This window comes from Candidatus Methylomirabilota bacterium (assembly GCA_036002485.1).
In the GTDB taxonomy this organism is placed as follows: domain Bacteria; phylum Methylomirabilota; class Methylomirabilia; order Rokubacteriales; family CSP1-6; genus AR37.
Genome location: DASYTI010000240.1, coordinates 1 through 14,844, shown reverse-complemented (window position 1 = coordinate 14,844; position 14,844 = coordinate 1). Strand labels below are relative to the sequence as shown.

Sequence of the window (14,844 nt, the reverse complement as noted above, 5' to 3'; positions counted from 1 at the left end):
GGGCTCCTTCTCGGTGCACACGGACTTCACGAACGGGCCGCGCGGCGCGAAGCGGCACCCGGGGGCGATGTCGCCGCGCAGCGTCGGGACTGTCCCAGGAATCGTCTCGAGCCGGCGCCGCTCCGTCGCGGCCAGATCGATTCTCGGGATGGAGCGGAGGAGCCCCTGCGTGTAGGGGTGCAGCGGCTCCTTGAAGAGATCGGCGACCGACGCCTCCTCGGCCCCCTTGGCTGCGTACATGACGACGACCCGCTGGGCTGTCTCCGCGATCACGCCCATGTCGTGAGTGATCAGCATGACCGCCATCTTGAGCTTGCTCTTGAGCTCGTTGAGGAGGTCGAGGATCTGAGCCTGGATGGTGACGTCGAGGGCCGTGGTGGGCTCGTCGGCGATGAGGAGATTGGGATTGCACGACAGGGCCATGGCGATCATGATGCGCTGGCGCATGCCCCCGGAGAGCTGGTGCGGATATTCCTTGACTCGCCGCTCGGCGTTGGGAATGTGCACGAGCTTGAGCATGTCGACCGTCTTGTCCATGGCCGCCCGCCGGCCCAGCCCTTCGTGGAGCCGCAAGGCCTCGGCGATCTGCTCGCCGCAGGTGAAGACGGGGTTGAGCGAAGTCATGGGCTCCTGGAAGATCATCGAGATCTCTTTGCCGCGGATCTTGCGCATCTGGTTCGCCGGCATGTCTACGAGGTTCCGGCCGTTGTAGAAGATCTCGCCCTCGACGATCTTGCCGGGCGGCTGCGGGATCAGCTTCATGATGCTCAGCGCCGTCACGGACTTGCCGCAGCCGGACTCGCCGACGATCCCCAGGGTCTCGCCCTTCTCGATGAAGAGGTCCACACCGTCCACGGCGCGCACCACGCCTTCGTCGGTGAAGAAATAGGTCTTGAGGTTTTTGACGTCCAGCAGGCGCTCGGCCATCGTGTGGGCTCCCGTTACCAGGGCTTGGTGATCTCGCGGAACGCGTCGAGGGCGCGGTCGATGTCCTCCCGGTCCACGTCCTTGTGGGTCACGCACCGGATGGCGCCCGGTCCGAACTGGTGGATCTTGACCTTGCGGGCCAGGCAGCCGGCGGAGAGCTCCTGGGCCCCGCCCTCCCGGTCCACGCGGAAGATCACGATATTGGTCTGGACTTTCTCTGGGTCAAGCTGAAGGCGGGGCAGTTCTGCCAGTCCCCGGGCTAGCCGTTTGGCGTGGTCATGGTCCTCGGCGAGCCGATCGACCATGGTGTCGAGGGCGACGAGACCGGCGGCGGCCAGGATGCCCACCTGGCGCATGCCGCCCCCCAGCATCTTGCGCACCCGGCGGGCTCGCCCGATGAACTCTCCGGACCCGCACACGAGCGAGCCCACGGGCGCGGCCAGGCCCTTTGAAAGGCAGAAGGTGATGGAGTCCACGGGCCGGGTGAAGTCGGCCACCGGGCGGCCCAGGGCGATCGCGGCATTGAAGAGGCGGGCGCCATCCAGGTGCACGGGCACGCCCTGAGCGTGGGCGGCCGCGGCCACCTCCTCGATCTCCCCGGGAGTGCAGCAGGTGCCCCCGTGGCGGTTGTGGGTGTTCTCGAGGCACACGAGCCCCGTCACCGGAATATGGATATTGCTCGGCCGGACGTTCTCGCGGACCTGGCGGGCCGTCAGGAACCCGCGCTCGGTCGCCACGGGCATGGTCTGCAGCCCTCCGAAGACCGCGGCGCCCCCGCCCTCGTAGTTGAGGATGTGCGAGTCGCGGTCGAGGAGGATCTCCTGGCCATGCCGCGTCTGCGCCAGCACGGAGACGAGATTGCCCTGGGTGCCGGAGGTGACGAAGAGCGCCGCTTCCTTGCCCGTGCGGCGCGCGGCCTCCGCCTCGAGCTGCTGGACCGTCGGATCTTCTTCCCAGACGTCGTCCCCGACCTGGGCGTGGGCCATGGCCTCGCGCATGGCCGGGGTCGGCTGCGTGAGGGTGTCGGAGCGGAGATCCACCACATCGTGCATGCTTACCTCGTGGCCGCGGTGCGCAGTCGCTGCGTCGCCCGCTTGCCCCATTCCGTGTACGAGTAGTCGTCGGCCAGCTTCCGGAACATCGCCTGCGCGTCGGCCACGCGTCCCTCACGCGCATTGAGATCGGCGAGGCGATACATCGCTTCCGGGATGATCAGGGTGCGCGGGTAGTCCTTCAGCACGCCCTCGAGGCGCTGGCGGGCGGCCGCGGGATTGTTCTCGATGTCGAAGTAGTAGGTGGCGACCCAGAGTTCTTTTTGCGCGAGGCGTCCGCGACAGATCTCGAGCTTGGCGAGGGCATCGCTGGCGTACCGGCTCTCCGGGTACTCGCGGACCAGCTTCTTGAGCTGATCCATGGCCTTGACGGTGAGGGCCTGGTCCTGCTCGACGGGCTTGAGCTGATCGTAGTAGCTCATGGCCAGCCGGAACTGCACCAGGTCGCCGATCTCGTGGCGAGGGAAGAAGGACAGGAAGCCTTCGAACTCCGGAACGGCCTTGTCGAAATTGCCCTCCCGGTAGTACGTCTCCCCGACCAAGAAGCGCGCGCGAGGGGCGTAGTTCGATTGCGGGTGGCGCTCCACGATCTTCTGGTAGTAGCCGCGCGCCACGGGATAGTTCTTCTTGACCATCTCCGCGTCGCCGAGCTGATAGAGATCCTGGGCGGGCAGGAGGGGCTGGGGCTTCTGGCGGAAGAGGTCTTCCATGTAGGCGCAGCTCTGCAGCGCCATGGCCAGGGCGAGCACGCAGAGTGTCGCGGCACGACGAAACGTGCGGAAATGACTTGCCGGAAAGGACATGCGTACCAAGGGGCTATGTTCCAATTGGGCCACAGTTTTACGGGCATACTCAGCCAAAGTCAAGGTCGTTGACAGGGCCCCGGAACGGCCAGTACCATGCCCGCCATGCCCCTCCCCACGATGTACAGGGTGAGGCAGAGCTTCCCCCGCCAGCGTTTGGCCGACATCCCAGGGGGTGTCCGCGCGACCATGGCCCAGGCAGGTCTGCCCATCACGCGCGGCGACATCGTGGCGGTGGGCGCGGGCAGCCGCGGGATTGCCAATATCGCGGTCATCGTCCGGGCCGCGGTGGACCAGCTGAAGGAGCTCGGGGCCAGGCCCTTCGTCTTCCCGGCCATGGGCAGCCACGGGGGGGCGACGGCCGAAGGCCAGCTCGAGATCCTCGAGCACTACGGCATCACGGAAGCGACCATGGGCTGTCCGCTGCGCGCGAGCATGGAGGTCGTGCAGGTCGGCGAGGCGCTCGGGCTGCCGGTCTGGTGCGACAAGGTTGCCTCCGAGGCGGACTGGATCGGCGTGGTCAATCGCGTCAAGCCCCACACCGACTTCAAGGGCGAGATCGAGTCGGGGATGTTCAAGATGATGACGATCGGCCTCGGCAAGTACCGCGGCGCCACCCAGTACCACCGGGCCAATGTCAATCACGGGTACGAGACGGTCATCACCGCGGTGGGCCGCGAGATGCTCGCCAAGGCGAGGATCGGCTTCGGCCTCGGCATCGTGGAGAACGGCTACGACGAGACGGCCTACGTGGAGGCGTTCAGTGCGGCCGACCTCGAGGCGGGCGAGCGGCGGCTCCTCAAGGACGCGCGGGGATGGATGGCGCGGCTACCCTTCTCGCCCATCGACGTGCTCGTGGTGGAGGAGATCGGCAAGAACATCTCCGGCTCGGGCATGGACACGAATATCATCGGCCGGCCCTCGAACCCGCACGAGCCCTTCCCCAACGACCCCAAGATCCTCTGGATCGTCGCCCTCGACCTGACGGAGGACAGCGGGGGCAATGCCACGGGACTTGGCAATGCGGATTTCACGACGCGGCGGCTGGCCGAGAAGATCGACTGGAAGAAGACAGCCATCAACTCGCTCACGGCGTGCGCCCCCAACGGAGCCAAGCTGCCCCTCGTCTTCGACTCCGACCGCGAGGCGGTGGAGAGCGCGCTCGGCTGCATCGGGCTGACCGAGCCCGAACACGCCCGCGTCATTCGCATCAAGAACACCCTCATGATCGGGGAGCTGGAGTGCTCCGAGGCCTTTCTCCCCGAGATCACGAAGCGCGCCGACCTCGAGATCGTCGGCGAGGCGCGCCCGCTCGGCTTCGACGCCGCGGGCCAGGTGGTGCCCCTGAGCCATTGAGTCTTCCCGCCCGTGACCCCCGCGTGATGAATAGTTCCGACGTTTCTGGGTCTCATGTCTACAATCGGATGTCGGGCTTCGATTCCCGCCGCTCTCAACGCTGAGAAGGAGGAATTCATGCGTCAAGTCAGCCGCCGACAGTTCCTGACCACGGCCACCGGTCTCGCGGGCATTCTGGCCTCGGGGGTGCCCCCCGCCTGGGGGCAGTCGCGCGAGATCTCGTACCTCTGCTGGAACAACTTCGCCCCCTTGATGGACAAGAAGCAGCTGGAGATCGCTCAACGCTTCACCAAGGACACCGGCATCAAGATCCGGATCGATGGCATCTCCCACATGGGTCCGCAGCAGGCCAAGTACGCCTCCGAGGTGCAGACTCAGGCCGGCCACGACCTGGTCGAGATGCGAATGCATTTCCCATGGCTGTACGAGCCCCAGCTCGTGGACGTCTCCGACGTGGTCGCCGAGCTCGAGAAGAAGTACGGCAAGGCGCTCTCCTCCGCGTACGAGGGCGCTTACGTCCACGGCGTCTGGCGGGGGGTGCCCCAGTACCACGGCATGTTCGTGGCGACCTATCGGGAGGACCTCTTCAAGAAGGCGGGGCTCAAGGTGCCGGACACCTGGGAGGACCTCTACACGGTCGGCAAAGAGCTCAAGAAGATGGGCAACCCCGTGGGGATTCCCATCAGCCAGAATTACGACTCGATCTCCACGGCCGGCCCCGTGCTGTGGTCGTTCGGGGGCCTGGAGGTGGACAAGGACGGCAAGACGGTCCGCATCAACTCGCCCGCCACCGTCCAGACCATCGAGTGGTACAAGAAAATGTTCCGCGATTGCATGGAGCCCGAAGTGCTGTCCTGGTCGGATGCCAGCAACAACGAGTCGATCCAGCAGGGCAAGGCGGGCTGGATCCACAACCCCGTGAGCGCCTACATCGTGGCCAAGCAGCGGAAGCTCGTGACCGCGGACGGCATCAACCACCACCGGAGCCTCGCGGGGCCACACGGCCGCCACGAGACGGACGTCCCGCGTCAGATCGGCATCTGGAAGTTCTCCAAGAACGTCGAGCCCGCGAAGGAGTGGATCCGCTACCTGCTCGGCAAGCGGGAAGTCTACGACGAGTGGATCATGTCGGGCGACGCTTTCAACCTCCCCGCTTATGAGAAGCTCCAGGATCACCCGGTGCTGAAGACCGATCCAAAGTACGCCGCCCTCAGAGGCGAGGGCGTGCAATACCACACCTACGGGTGGCCGGCGCCTCCCTCGGACAAGGTCCAGCTCATCACGAACTCGTACATCCTGCCCAACATGATCGCCAAGGCGGTGACGGGTACGTCGACGAAGGACGCCATCGTCTGGGCCGAGACCGAGATGAAGAAGATTCTTGCTGGGTGAGCCCGTTGGGGGAGCTGCAGCCGCAGGCGAGGCGACCACGAGAACAACGAAGCGAACGGATATGGTAGTCCGCTAGCATGGCCGTCAGAGCCGACGAGATCCCGGTACCGCGGGGCCGCCCGCGACTCAGCGGGCGTGTGCGTGGGTGGCTCGATCGAGAGTCGATCCTCGGGCCGGTGTTTGTGACACCGGCCCTGCTCCTGCTGTTGCTCCTGGTCGCCTATCCATTCGTGATGGCGGTGTATTTCTCCCTCTCCAACGCCTTCATCGGCCGGCCCAGCCAGTTCATCGGCATCAAGAACTTCGTGCGGCTGTGGGAGAGCGACGCCTTCCGTCAGACCTTCCAGAACGCCTTCGTGTTCACGGGTATCGCGGTGGCCTTCAAGGTCGTGATGGGCATCGCCCTGGCTCTCCTGCTCAACCAGCAGCTCTGGTTCAAGCGGATGATCCGCGGCGCCGTGCTCCTGCCCTGGGTCATCCCCACCGCGCTCTCGACGCTGGGCTGGTGGTGGATGTTCAACTCGCTCTACAGCGTGGTGAACTGGACCGGCATCGCCCTGGGAGTCATGGACCCGCCGGGGCCCAACTGGCTCGGCCAGAGGTACTACGCCATGGCCGCGGTGATCACGGTCAACGTCTGGCGCGGCCTGCCCTTCTTCGCCATCACCATTCTGGCCGCGCTCGTGGCCATCCCGAAGGAGCTCTACGAGGCGGCCGAGGCCGACGGCGCCGGGGCCAACGCCCGCTTCTGGCACATCACCCTGCCCTTGCTCAAGCCGGTGCTCGCCGTCGTCGTGCTCTTCTCCACCATCTTCACCTTCAGCGACTTCAACATCGTCTACGTGCTGACCCGCGGCGGGCCCATCAACTCCACCCACCTCTTCGCCACGCTGTCGCGCGTGGTGGGGATCGACACCGGGCGCATCGGCGAGGGCGCGGCGATCTCGCTGTACCTCTTCCCGCTCCTCGTCTTCGTGGTCTGGGCGCAGCTCCGGTTCGTGCGTAAGCAGGCGTACTGATATGATTGAGCCGTGGGGGGGTCTGGGGATGCAGTGTGAGGCGCAGCCGAAGGCGAGCCGAGCCAACCCTCAGCTGGAGCGGGGCTCGCTCCCCCCCGGAACGAACTGATGGCGGTGGCAAAGCGACCGCGGCTCCGGAAGGTGACGATGCATCTGCTCCTCGTCCCCTTCCTCGTGTTCGCGCTCTTCCCCTTCTACCACATGACGCTCACCTCACTGAAGCAGGACCGCGAGCTCTACGATCGGTACGCGGTGCCCCTCGTCATCCGCCAGGCCCCCACGCTCGAGCACTACAGCAAGCTGGTCTGGGACACGGAGTTCCTCACCTGGACCAAGAACAGCCTGCTCGTGACCATCCTCGCCACGAGCGCGTCCGTGGCCATCGGGACCGTGGCGGCCTATGCGCTGGCCCGGCTCAAGTTCTTCGGCGTGAGCACCTTCGGCACCGGCATCTTCGTGACCTACCTCGTGCCCACCACGCTCCTCTTCCTGCCCCTGGCGCAGGTCGTGAACTGGGTCGGGCTGGGCGACTCCAAGTGGGCGCTTGTGCTGACGTACCCCACGTTCCTCGTGCCCTTCTGCACCTGGCTTCTCATGGGCTACTTCCGCACCGTCCCCAAGGAGGTCGAGGAGTGCGCCATGGTCGACGGGGCCACGCGCATCCAGGCGCTCTGGCGCATCGTGCTGCCCATCGCGGTCCCCGGCCTCGTCTGCGCCACGCTCTTCGCCTTCACGCTGTCGTGGAACGAGTTCATCTACGCGTTGACCTTCACCTCCTCCTCCGACCAGATCACCGCCAGCGTCGGAGTCACCACCGAGCTGATCCGGGGCGATATCTACTTCTGGGGGTCCCTCATGGCGGGCGCGGTGCTGGGTTCGGTTCCCATCGTCATCCTCTACGTCTTCTTCCTCGACTATTACGTCTCCGGCCTCACGGCGGGAGCGATCAAGTAGCCGCCGCCACTTTTCTCCGCCTCTGACGAGTTCTCTCGCATCGCGCCGGTCGCGGCCCCGCCGTCGTTTCCAATGAAGTCCCGCGCTTGCGCGGGCATGACGCGTGGCATCCTAATTGCGCCTGAGAAGGGTGTGTTCCAGGATCTCGGGCAGCACGGCAAGGCGTGGGAAGTGCCGATGGATTACCCGGCCGGGATCGAGCGGCAGGTCGTGCTCAAGAACGGCGAGACAGTGCGCATCCGACCGATCCGCCCCGATGACGAGCCGCGGCTCGTCGCGCTCTACGATCGCCTCTCGCGGCACACGGCCTATCAGCGCTTCTTCGCGCATCATCGCGCGCACCACCGAGCAAGGCGTGGTGACGGTTCTCTTCGAGCCTCGCTGACCGCGAAGTAATCATTCTCAGCAGTTCAGCGCAGTTCATGAGCAGCCCATGATGTAGGCATCAGCTGCGCGCCTCCCCTCTCTGCCCTGATGCGACGGGAGCTTGGAGAGGACGGTGCCGACAGGCCATGCATGGCATGGGCGTTGCTCTCTCTGCCCGGAGGCTTGCAGGGTGGCAAGCCGTTTCAACGGCGATGGCGCCGGCTCCCGCGAGGGAGCGGCGCCAATTTTTTTGGTAACGAGATTCTTTGAAAGGGGACTCCATGAGCATGACCCGACGAGACTTCTTCAGGACCACGGCCGCAGCCACCCTGCTCGCGGGCGTGCCGGCTCGATGGGCGGGCAGCGCCTACGCGTCCGACGCCCCGGAAACTCCCAAGATGCGGATCGGCATCATCGCCCTCACCGACTGCTCCTCGATCGTCATGGCTCACGAGCTGGGCCTCTTCAAGAAGTACGGGATCGAATCGACGATCTCGAAGGAGGCCTCCTGGGCGGTGATCCGCGACCGCCTCTCCCTCGGTGAGAACCAGGCCACCCACATGCTCCTCGGCATTCCCTACGCGGCGACCATGGGCCTCCAGGGCTCGCCGGTGAAGCCGATGGTCATCCCCATGTACCTCAACCGGAACGGCCAGGCCATCACGCTCACCAAGGCGCTGCTCGAGAAGGGTGTGAAGACTCCCCAGCAGCTCAAGCCGCTCGCCCTGGAGGCCAAGGCCAAGGGCACGCCCATGACGTTCGCCATGACCTATCCGCCGGGCACCCATGCCATGTGGACGCGCTACTGGCTGGCCGCGGGCGGTCTCAACCCCGATCGCGACGTCACGCTGATCACCATCCCTCCGGCCCAGATGGTGGCCAACATGAAGGTCGGCAAGATGGACGGCTATTGCGTCGGCGAGCCGTGGGGAGCCCGCGCCATCGCCGACGGGATCGGCTTCACCGTCATCACCACCCAGCAGATCTGGAAGGACCACCCGGAGAAGGTGCTCGCCTTCACCGAGGAGTTTGCCACCAAGAATCCCAGGACGGTGAAGGCGACCATGCGCGCGGTGCTCGAGGCGAGTCAGTGGAACGACAAGCTCGAGAACCGCCCCCGCATGGCCGAGGTGGTGGGGCAGCCGCAGTACGTCAACGCCGCCAAGGAGATCATCCTGGGCCGGATGCTCGGCGACTACGACTACGGCGACGGGCGCAAGGAGAAGGACAAGCACTACATGACCTTCTTCGATCGGCAGACCAACTTCCCCCTCAAGTCCCATGGCGTCTGGTGGCTGACCCAGTTCCGCCGCTGGGGGATGGTCAAGGAGGCGCCGGATTACAAGGGGCTGGTGGATCGGGTGCATCGGCCCGACATCTACCGGGAGGTCGCCAAGGAGATGAGCATCGAGGTGCCGCGCGAGGACATGAAGAAGGAGACCCTCTTCGACGGCGTGCCGTTCGACCCCGCGGAGCCCGAGAAGTACGTCAAGGCCTTCACCGTGCACACGATGGCATAGGAGCCGACCATGTCACCGAGACTCGGGGCGCGCTTCCTGCTGCCATTCCTCGGCCTGGCCGCCGTGCTCCTGCTGTGGGCCGTGGTCAGCCAGACGGTGGCGGCCGATCTGCCCTCGCCGTGGAAGACCTGGCTGGAGTCGAAGCGCTATATCCTCGAGCCCTTCTTCAAGGACGGCGAGATGAACCAGGGTATCGGCCGCCTCGCCTTCTACTCGCTCGTCCGCGTGGCCAAGGGCTATCTCCTCGCCCTCGCCATCGGCACGCCCATCGGCTTCTTCCTCGGGCTCTCGCGGGGCTTCCACTCCGCCTTCGACCCCATCATCCAGTTCCTGCGCCCGATCTCGCCGCTGGCCTGGCTGCCCCTCGGGCTCGTGGTCTTCCAGAAGTCGGAGCCCGCGGCCATCTTCACCATCGCCCTGTGCGCGATGTGGCCGACCGTCATCAACACCGCGGTGGGCGTGCGAGGCATCAGCCAGGACTACATGAACGTCGGTCGCGTCCTCAAGCTCTCGAAGCTCAAGATGATGACCAAGATCATCATCCCCGCCTCGCTTCCCTACGTCTTCACGGGCTACCGGCTCTCCCTCGGCATCGCCTGGCTCGTCATCGTGGCCGCGGAGATGCTGACGGGGACCCCGGGGGTGGGCGGCTTCCTGTGGCAGGAGTACAACAGCCTCGTCTACTCCCACATCATCCTCTCCGTCATCACCATCGGCGCGATCGGGTTCGTCCTGGACCGGCTCATGGGACTCGTCGAGGCCCGCTTCAAGACGACATGAGCCCCTACCTCGAGGTTCGGGGCCTCGAGAAATCGTTCCACGCGGCCACGGGGACGGTACGCGTGCTGGGCGGCGTCGAGCTCTCGCTGGAGGACGGGGAATTCGTGGCCATCGTCGGCTACTCCGGCTCCGGCAAGACCACGCTGGTCTCCCTGATCGCCGGCCTCATCGCCTCCGACGCCGGCACCATCGTGCTGGACGGCGCCCCGGTGACCGAGCCCGGCCCCGAACGCGGGATCGTCTTCCAGCAGTACTCGCTCCTGCCCTGGATGAGCGTCTACGACAACGTCGCCCTCGCCGTGGACGCCGTCAATCCCGGCGCGGCCGGGCCGGAGCGGAGACGCCTTACCGAGGAGTTCATCGCCCTCGTCAACCTGAGCGAGGCGACCTGGAAGCGGCCGCGCGAGCTCTCGGGCGGCATGCGCCAGCGCGTGGCCGTGGCGCGGGGGCTCGCCATGCGGCCGAAGCTCCTCCTGATGGACGAGCCGTTCAGCGCGCTGGACGCCCTCACCCGCGCCACTCTCCAGGACGAGCTCCTGCGGATCTGGGGGGAGCGGCGATCGACGGTGATCATGGTCACCAACGACGTCGACGAGGCCATTCTCCTCGCCGATCGCATCTACCCGATGACGCCGGGCCCCGGCGCCGTCCTCGGCCCCGCCATCGAGGTCGGGCTCGAGCGGCCGCGCCACCGACGCCACATGAGCCTGACCCCGGCTTATCAGAAGGCTCGGCAGGGCATCGTCGAGTTCCTCCGCGCCTGTCGTCGCGGCGGCCCCTGAGGACTCTCAAGGAAATGAAGCAACTCGTGAACAGAGTGATCAATGCGGTGGGGGGGTCTGGGGCGCAGGGCGAGCGGAGGAACTTCGGTGGGCTGGGCCCCGCCAGTTTCGAGGCGAGCGAAAGCCAGGGAGCGGTGCCGCTCCCCCCCAGATCCGAATAATCCCATGCCTGCGTTCGTGGAGATCGCGCAGCTCGGCAAGACGTACCCGACGCCTGTCGGACCGTCGGAGGTCGTCCGCGACTTCACGCTTCATGTCAGGCAGGGCGAGTTCGTCTGCATCGTCGGGCACTCGGGCTGCGGCAAGTCCACCGTGCTGTCCATCATCATGGGCCTCAACCCGCCCACGACGGGGGGCGTGGTCATCGGTGGCCGCGAGGTGAGCGGGCCCGGCACCGACCGCGGCGTGGTCTTCCAGTCGGCGACGCTCCTGCCGTGGCTCTCCGTGCGCGACAATGTGCGGCTCTCGCTCGGCCAGGTCCGCCCCGGCGCCGTGCCCGCCGACGCCGATCCATACCTCGACGCGGTCGGCCTGCCGGGGCAGGGGAGCCGCTATCCGCGCGAGCTCTCGGCGGGCATGCAGCAGCGTGTCGGCATCGCCCGCGCCTTCGCCCTCGAGCCGCGGCTCCTGCTCCTCGACGAGCCGTTCTCGCTCCTGGACGCGCTGACCCGGATGGAGCTCCAGGACCAGCTGATGACGCTGTGGGAGGCGGAGCGGAAGACCGTCATCATGGTCACCCACGACGTCGACGAGGCTCTCTTCCTGGCCGACCGCATCGTGATGATGACGAGCGGGCCCGCCGCTACGGTCGGCGAGATCCTGCCCGTGCACTTCCCGCGCCCGCGCCGGCGCGAGGAGATCCTGTCGACCTCCGAGTACTTCGAGCTGCGCGATCAGGTGGTCGGTTTCCTCGAAGAGCGCGCCAATGTCCGATGAACTCGGAGGCGGGCTCCGCCCCCCTTCCGAAGCCTCCCCCCAGAAGCAGGATTGCGCCGGCGAAGCTGGCGCTCGGAGCGGTGGAGTCGACGGTTGGAGGCGGACTCTTTGCCCCTACTGCGGTGTCGGGTGCGGCCTCTTGGTGCAGGTGGAGGAAGGGGTGGTGAAGCGGGTAAAGGGGGATCCGGAGCACCCGTCGAGCTTGGGAGATGTGTGCGCCAAGGCCGTGCATCTGCCTCCGGCCCTCCGCACGCCCGATCGGCTCCTCTACCCTCAGGTACGGACGCGGCGCGATGCCGAGCTGACCCGCGTGCCCTGGGAGCTGGCCGTGCGCATGGTCGCGGATCGGCTCCGCGACATCGTGGCCACGCACGGTCCGGACGCCGTCGCCTTCTACGGCTCGGGCCAGCTCCTCACCGAGGAGTACTACGTCGCCTCCAAGCTGGCCAAGGGCTTTCTCGGCACCAACAACTTCGACACGAACTCGCGGCTCTGCATGGCCTCGGCCGCGGCGGGCTATGCGCGCTCGCTGGGATCCGACGGCCCCCCGGGCGCGTATGCCGACATCGAGACCGCCGACTGCTTCTTCCTGATAGGCAGCAATACCGCCGAGTGCCATCCCATTACCTGGAAGCGCATCCGCAAGCGCAAGCTGGCCGCGCCCGATGAGGTCGCCGTCATCGTCGCCGATCCTCGCTGGACCGAGACGGCCGACATCGCGGACCTGCATCTCCCGCTCCGGCCCGGCTCGGACATCGCGCTGCTCAATGCCATGCTCCACGTGCTCTGGAGGGACGGGCTCCTCGACCGCCCGTTCATGGAAGAGCGCACGCGGGGCTGGGCCCAGCTCCTGCCCGTCATCGCGCGCTATACGCCCGAGCGGGCCGCCGCCCTCACCGGCCTCTCCGCCGAGATCATCGCGGCGGCGGCGCGCCGCTTCGGCGCGGCGCGCGCGGCCATGACGCTCTGGAGCATGGGCATCAATCAGAGCCATGTCGGCACCGACAAGAATGCCGCCATCCTCAATCTCCATCTCGCCACCGGCCAGATCGCGCGGGCGGGCGCCGGTCCCTTCTCGCTGACCGGTCAGCCCAATGCCATGGGCGGCCGCGAGACGGGCGGCCTCGCGCATCTGCTCCCCGGCTATCGCCACGTCACCGACGCGGCGGCGCGCGCCACCGTGGAGCGGCACTGGGGCGTGCCCGCGGGACGGATCGCGTCCACGCCGGGACGCGCGGCCCTGGAGATCTTCGAGGGACTGATCGCGGGCTCCGTGCGGGCCATCTGGATCCTGTGCACCAATCCCGCCGCCTCCATGCCGGACCTCGACATCGTCGAGAAGGCGCTCCGGCAGGCCGAGGTCGTCATCGTTCAGGACGCCTATCACCCGACGGAGACCACGCGCTTCGCCGATGTCTTGCTGCCCGCCGCCCAGTGGCCCGAGAAGGACGGGGTGATGACCAACTCCGAGCGTCGGCTGACCTATCTACCGAAGCTCGTGGAGCCTCCCGGCGAGGCACTGCCCGACGCCGTCATCGTCACGCGGGTGGCCAGAGAGCTGGGCTTCAAGGACGCCTTCCCGTACGAGAGCGCGGCGGAGATCTTCGACGAGTTCGCGGCGCTCACGGCGGGCACGGTCTGCGACTACTCGGGCGCGAGCCACGCTCGCCTCACGAGCGAAGGGCCGCTCCAGTGGCCGGTGCCGGATCCGACGCACCCCGGAACGTCGCGGCTCTACACGGACGGACGCTTTCCGACCGGAGACGGCCGCGCCCGACTCGTGCCCGTGGAGCACGATCCTCCCGTCGAGCCGCCGGATGCCGGATACCCGCTCACCCTCACCACGGGTCGCGTGCGCGACCACTGGCACACCCTCACGAGGACGAGCAAGTCGCCGGCGCTCCTCGCGCGCACGCGCGAGCCGCTCCTCGAAGTGCACCTGCGTGACGCGCGCCGCGCCGGCATCCGCGACGGCGACTTCGTCGAGATCACCTCTCGCCGGGGCAAGGCGGTGGCGCAGGCGCGGGTGGGCGAGACCATTCGCGAGGGTACGTGCTTCCTGCCGTTTCACTGGGGCCGGCAATGGGGTTTCTACAAGGCGGCCAACAACCTGACCCTCTCGGCGCGCGATCCCATCTCGAGGCAGCCCGAGCTCAAGGCCTGCGCCGTGCGAATCCGCGTGGTGATCGAAAACCGCACATGAACAAGATCGAGGCGCTGAAAACCGAGAAGGACGGGCTCGACGTCCAGGAGGACCTCGTCCGCTTCGCCCGCGAGGGATGGAAGACGATTGGCGACGACGACAAGGAGCGGCTCAAATGGGTGGGCGTGTTCATGCGGCGCCCGACTCCGGGGCACTTCATGATGCGCATCCGCATGCCCAACGGCATCGTCACCTCGGATCAGGTTCGGTTGCTCGCGCAGGTTACCCGCGAATCCGGCCGCGCCATCGCCGATATCACCACCCGCCAGCAGCTCCAGCTCCGCTGGGTCACCATCGAGCGCGTGCCGGAGATCATCGCGCGACTGGAGGCGGCAGGACTCACGAGCCTGCAGACGGGCATGGACAATATTCGCGGGATCATCGGCTGCCCGGCCACGGGGCTGACGCCAGGCGAGCTGATCGATACCGCGCCCATCGCGCGCGAGTTCCAGTCGATCTTCCTGGGCAACAAGGAGTTCACCAACCTGCCGCGGAAGTTCAACGTCACCATCACGGGCTGTCTCGAGCACTGCACCTCCGGGGAGACCCAGGACATCTCGATGACGCCGGCCCTCGCGCCGGGGTCTGACGGCGCGGAGATTGCCGGCTTCAACGTGGCGGTGGGCGGCAAGCAGGGCTCGGGCGGCCCGACGCTGGCCTGGCCCCTCGACGCGTTCGTGCGCCCCGAGGAGGCGGCGGCGGCCTGCGCGGCCATCGCGCTCGTCTACCGCGATCACGGGCCGCGCGAGTCGCG

Annotated in this window: 14 protein-coding genes; 11 read left to right on the top strand and 3 right to left on the bottom strand. The window is 66.9% G+C overall.

The annotated features are described in order from the left end of the window. The 3 genes from VGT00_20815 to bamD form a co-directional block, all read right to left on the bottom strand. Positions 1-927, bottom strand: a 927-nt coding sequence (locus VGT00_20815) for an ABC transporter ATP-binding protein (protein ID HEV8533874.1), incomplete at its 3' end; no start/stop codon positions are given. Between the two features lie 14 nt (positions 928-941). Beyond that, on the bottom strand, positions 942-1,979 hold the full coding sequence (ltaE, locus tag VGT00_20810) for a low-specificity L-threonine aldolase (protein HEV8533873.1): 1,038 nt from the start codon (positions 1,977-1,979) through the stop codon (positions 942-944). Between the two features lie 2 nt (positions 1,980-1,981). After that, on the bottom strand, positions 1,982-2,782 hold the full coding sequence (gene bamD / locus VGT00_20805) for an outer membrane protein assembly factor BamD (GenBank protein ID HEV8533872.1): 801 nt from the start codon (positions 2,780-2,782) through the stop codon (positions 1,982-1,984). Positions 2,783-2,902: 120 nt separating this feature from the next. On the opposite strand from bamD, the gene VGT00_20800 reads away from it, so the two are divergent. The 11 genes from VGT00_20800 to VGT00_20750 form a co-directional block, all read left to right on the top strand. Beyond that, a complete protein-coding gene (locus tag VGT00_20800) occupies positions 2,903-4,138 on the top strand; it encodes a [Fe-S]-binding protein (GenBank protein ID HEV8533871.1) in 1,236 nt (411 codons plus the stop codon). Positions 4,139-4,255: 117 nt separating this feature from the next. Then, a complete protein-coding gene (locus VGT00_20795) occupies positions 4,256-5,530 on the top strand; it encodes an extracellular solute-binding protein (GenBank protein HEV8533870.1) in 1,275 nt (424 codons plus the stop codon). 77 nt (positions 5,531-5,607) lie between these two features. Continuing rightward, a complete protein-coding gene (locus VGT00_20790) occupies positions 5,608-6,549 on the top strand; it encodes a sugar ABC transporter permease (protein HEV8533869.1) in 942 nt (313 codons plus the stop codon). A gap of 108 nt (positions 6,550-6,657) precedes the next feature. Continuing rightward, on the top strand, positions 6,658-7,503 hold the full coding sequence (locus tag VGT00_20785; protein ID HEV8533868.1) for a carbohydrate ABC transporter permease: 846 nt from the start codon (positions 6,658-6,660) through the stop codon (positions 7,501-7,503). 132 nt (positions 7,504-7,635) lie between these two features. Beyond that, a complete protein-coding gene (locus VGT00_20780; GenBank protein HEV8533867.1) occupies positions 7,636-7,899 on the top strand; it encodes a hypothetical protein in 264 nt (87 codons plus the stop codon). Positions 7,900-8,156: 257 nt separating this feature from the next. After that, positions 8,157-9,389, top strand: a complete 1,233-nt coding sequence (locus VGT00_20775; protein ID HEV8533866.1) for a CmpA/NrtA family ABC transporter substrate-binding protein — start codon at positions 8,157-8,159, stop codon at positions 9,387-9,389. A 9-nt stretch (positions 9,390-9,398) separates the two neighbouring features. Continuing rightward, positions 9,399-10,169 carry a nitrate ABC transporter permease gene (gene ntrB, locus VGT00_20770; GenBank protein ID HEV8533865.1) on the top strand — a complete coding sequence of 257 codons (771 nt, stop codon included), beginning with the start codon at positions 9,399-9,401 and terminating at the stop codon, positions 10,167-10,169. Then, entirely contained in the window at positions 10,166-10,951 is a 786-nt protein-coding gene (locus VGT00_20765) for an ABC transporter ATP-binding protein (protein ID HEV8533864.1), read from the top strand. Before ntrB ends, VGT00_20765 begins: the two co-directional genes overlap by 4 nt. 165 nt (positions 10,952-11,116) lie before the next feature. Then, positions 11,117-11,887 carry an ABC transporter ATP-binding protein gene (locus VGT00_20760; protein ID HEV8533863.1) on the top strand — a complete coding sequence of 257 codons (771 nt, stop codon included), beginning with the start codon at positions 11,117-11,119 and terminating at the stop codon, positions 11,885-11,887. Further along, positions 11,877-14,090 carry a nitrate reductase gene (locus VGT00_20755; GenBank protein ID HEV8533862.1) on the top strand — a complete coding sequence of 738 codons (2,214 nt, stop codon included), beginning with the start codon at positions 11,877-11,879 and terminating at the stop codon, positions 14,088-14,090. Before VGT00_20760 ends, VGT00_20755 begins: the two co-directional genes overlap by 11 nt. Then, a partial coding sequence (locus VGT00_20750; GenBank protein HEV8533861.1) for a ferredoxin--nitrite reductase occupies positions 14,087-14,844 on the top strand: 758 nt, incomplete at its 3' end. The genes VGT00_20755 and VGT00_20750, both read left to right, overlap by 4 nt.

What these genes read in the sequence shown, in the direction of transcription:
- ltaE (HEV8533873.1), bottom strand. Translation starts at nt 1,979, where the DNA reads ATGCACGATGTGGTGGATCTCCGCTCCGACACCCTCACGCAGCCGACC.
- VGT00_20795 (HEV8533870.1), top strand. Translation starts at nt 4,256, where the DNA reads ATGCGTCAAGTCAGCCGCCGACAGTTCCTGACCACGGCCACCGGTCTC.
- ntrB (HEV8533865.1), top strand. Translation starts at nt 9,399, where the DNA reads ATGTCACCGAGACTCGGGGCGCGCTTCCTGCTGCCATTCCTCGGCCTG.
- VGT00_20775 (HEV8533866.1), top strand. Translation starts at nt 8,157, where the DNA reads ATGACCCGACGAGACTTCTTCAGGACCACGGCCGCAGCCACCCTGCTC.
- VGT00_20790 (HEV8533869.1), top strand. Translation starts at nt 5,608, where the DNA reads ATGGCCGTCAGAGCCGACGAGATCCCGGTACCGCGGGGCCGCCCGCGA.
- VGT00_20765 (HEV8533864.1), top strand. Translation starts at nt 10,166, where the DNA reads ATGAGCCCCTACCTCGAGGTTCGGGGCCTCGAGAAATCGTTCCACGCG.
- bamD (HEV8533872.1), bottom strand. Translation starts at nt 2,782, where the DNA reads ATGTCCTTTCCGGCAAGTCATTTCCGCACGTTTCGTCGTGCCGCGACA.
- VGT00_20785 (HEV8533868.1), top strand. Translation starts at nt 6,658, where the DNA reads ATGGCGGTGGCAAAGCGACCGCGGCTCCGGAAGGTGACGATGCATCTG.
- VGT00_20760 (HEV8533863.1), top strand. Translation starts at nt 11,117, where the DNA reads ATGCCTGCGTTCGTGGAGATCGCGCAGCTCGGCAAGACGTACCCGACG.
- VGT00_20755 (HEV8533862.1), top strand. Translation starts at nt 11,877, where the DNA reads ATGTCCGATGAACTCGGAGGCGGGCTCCGCCCCCCTTCCGAAGCCTCC.
- VGT00_20800 (HEV8533871.1), top strand. Translation starts at nt 2,903, where the DNA reads ATGTACAGGGTGAGGCAGAGCTTCCCCCGCCAGCGTTTGGCCGACATC.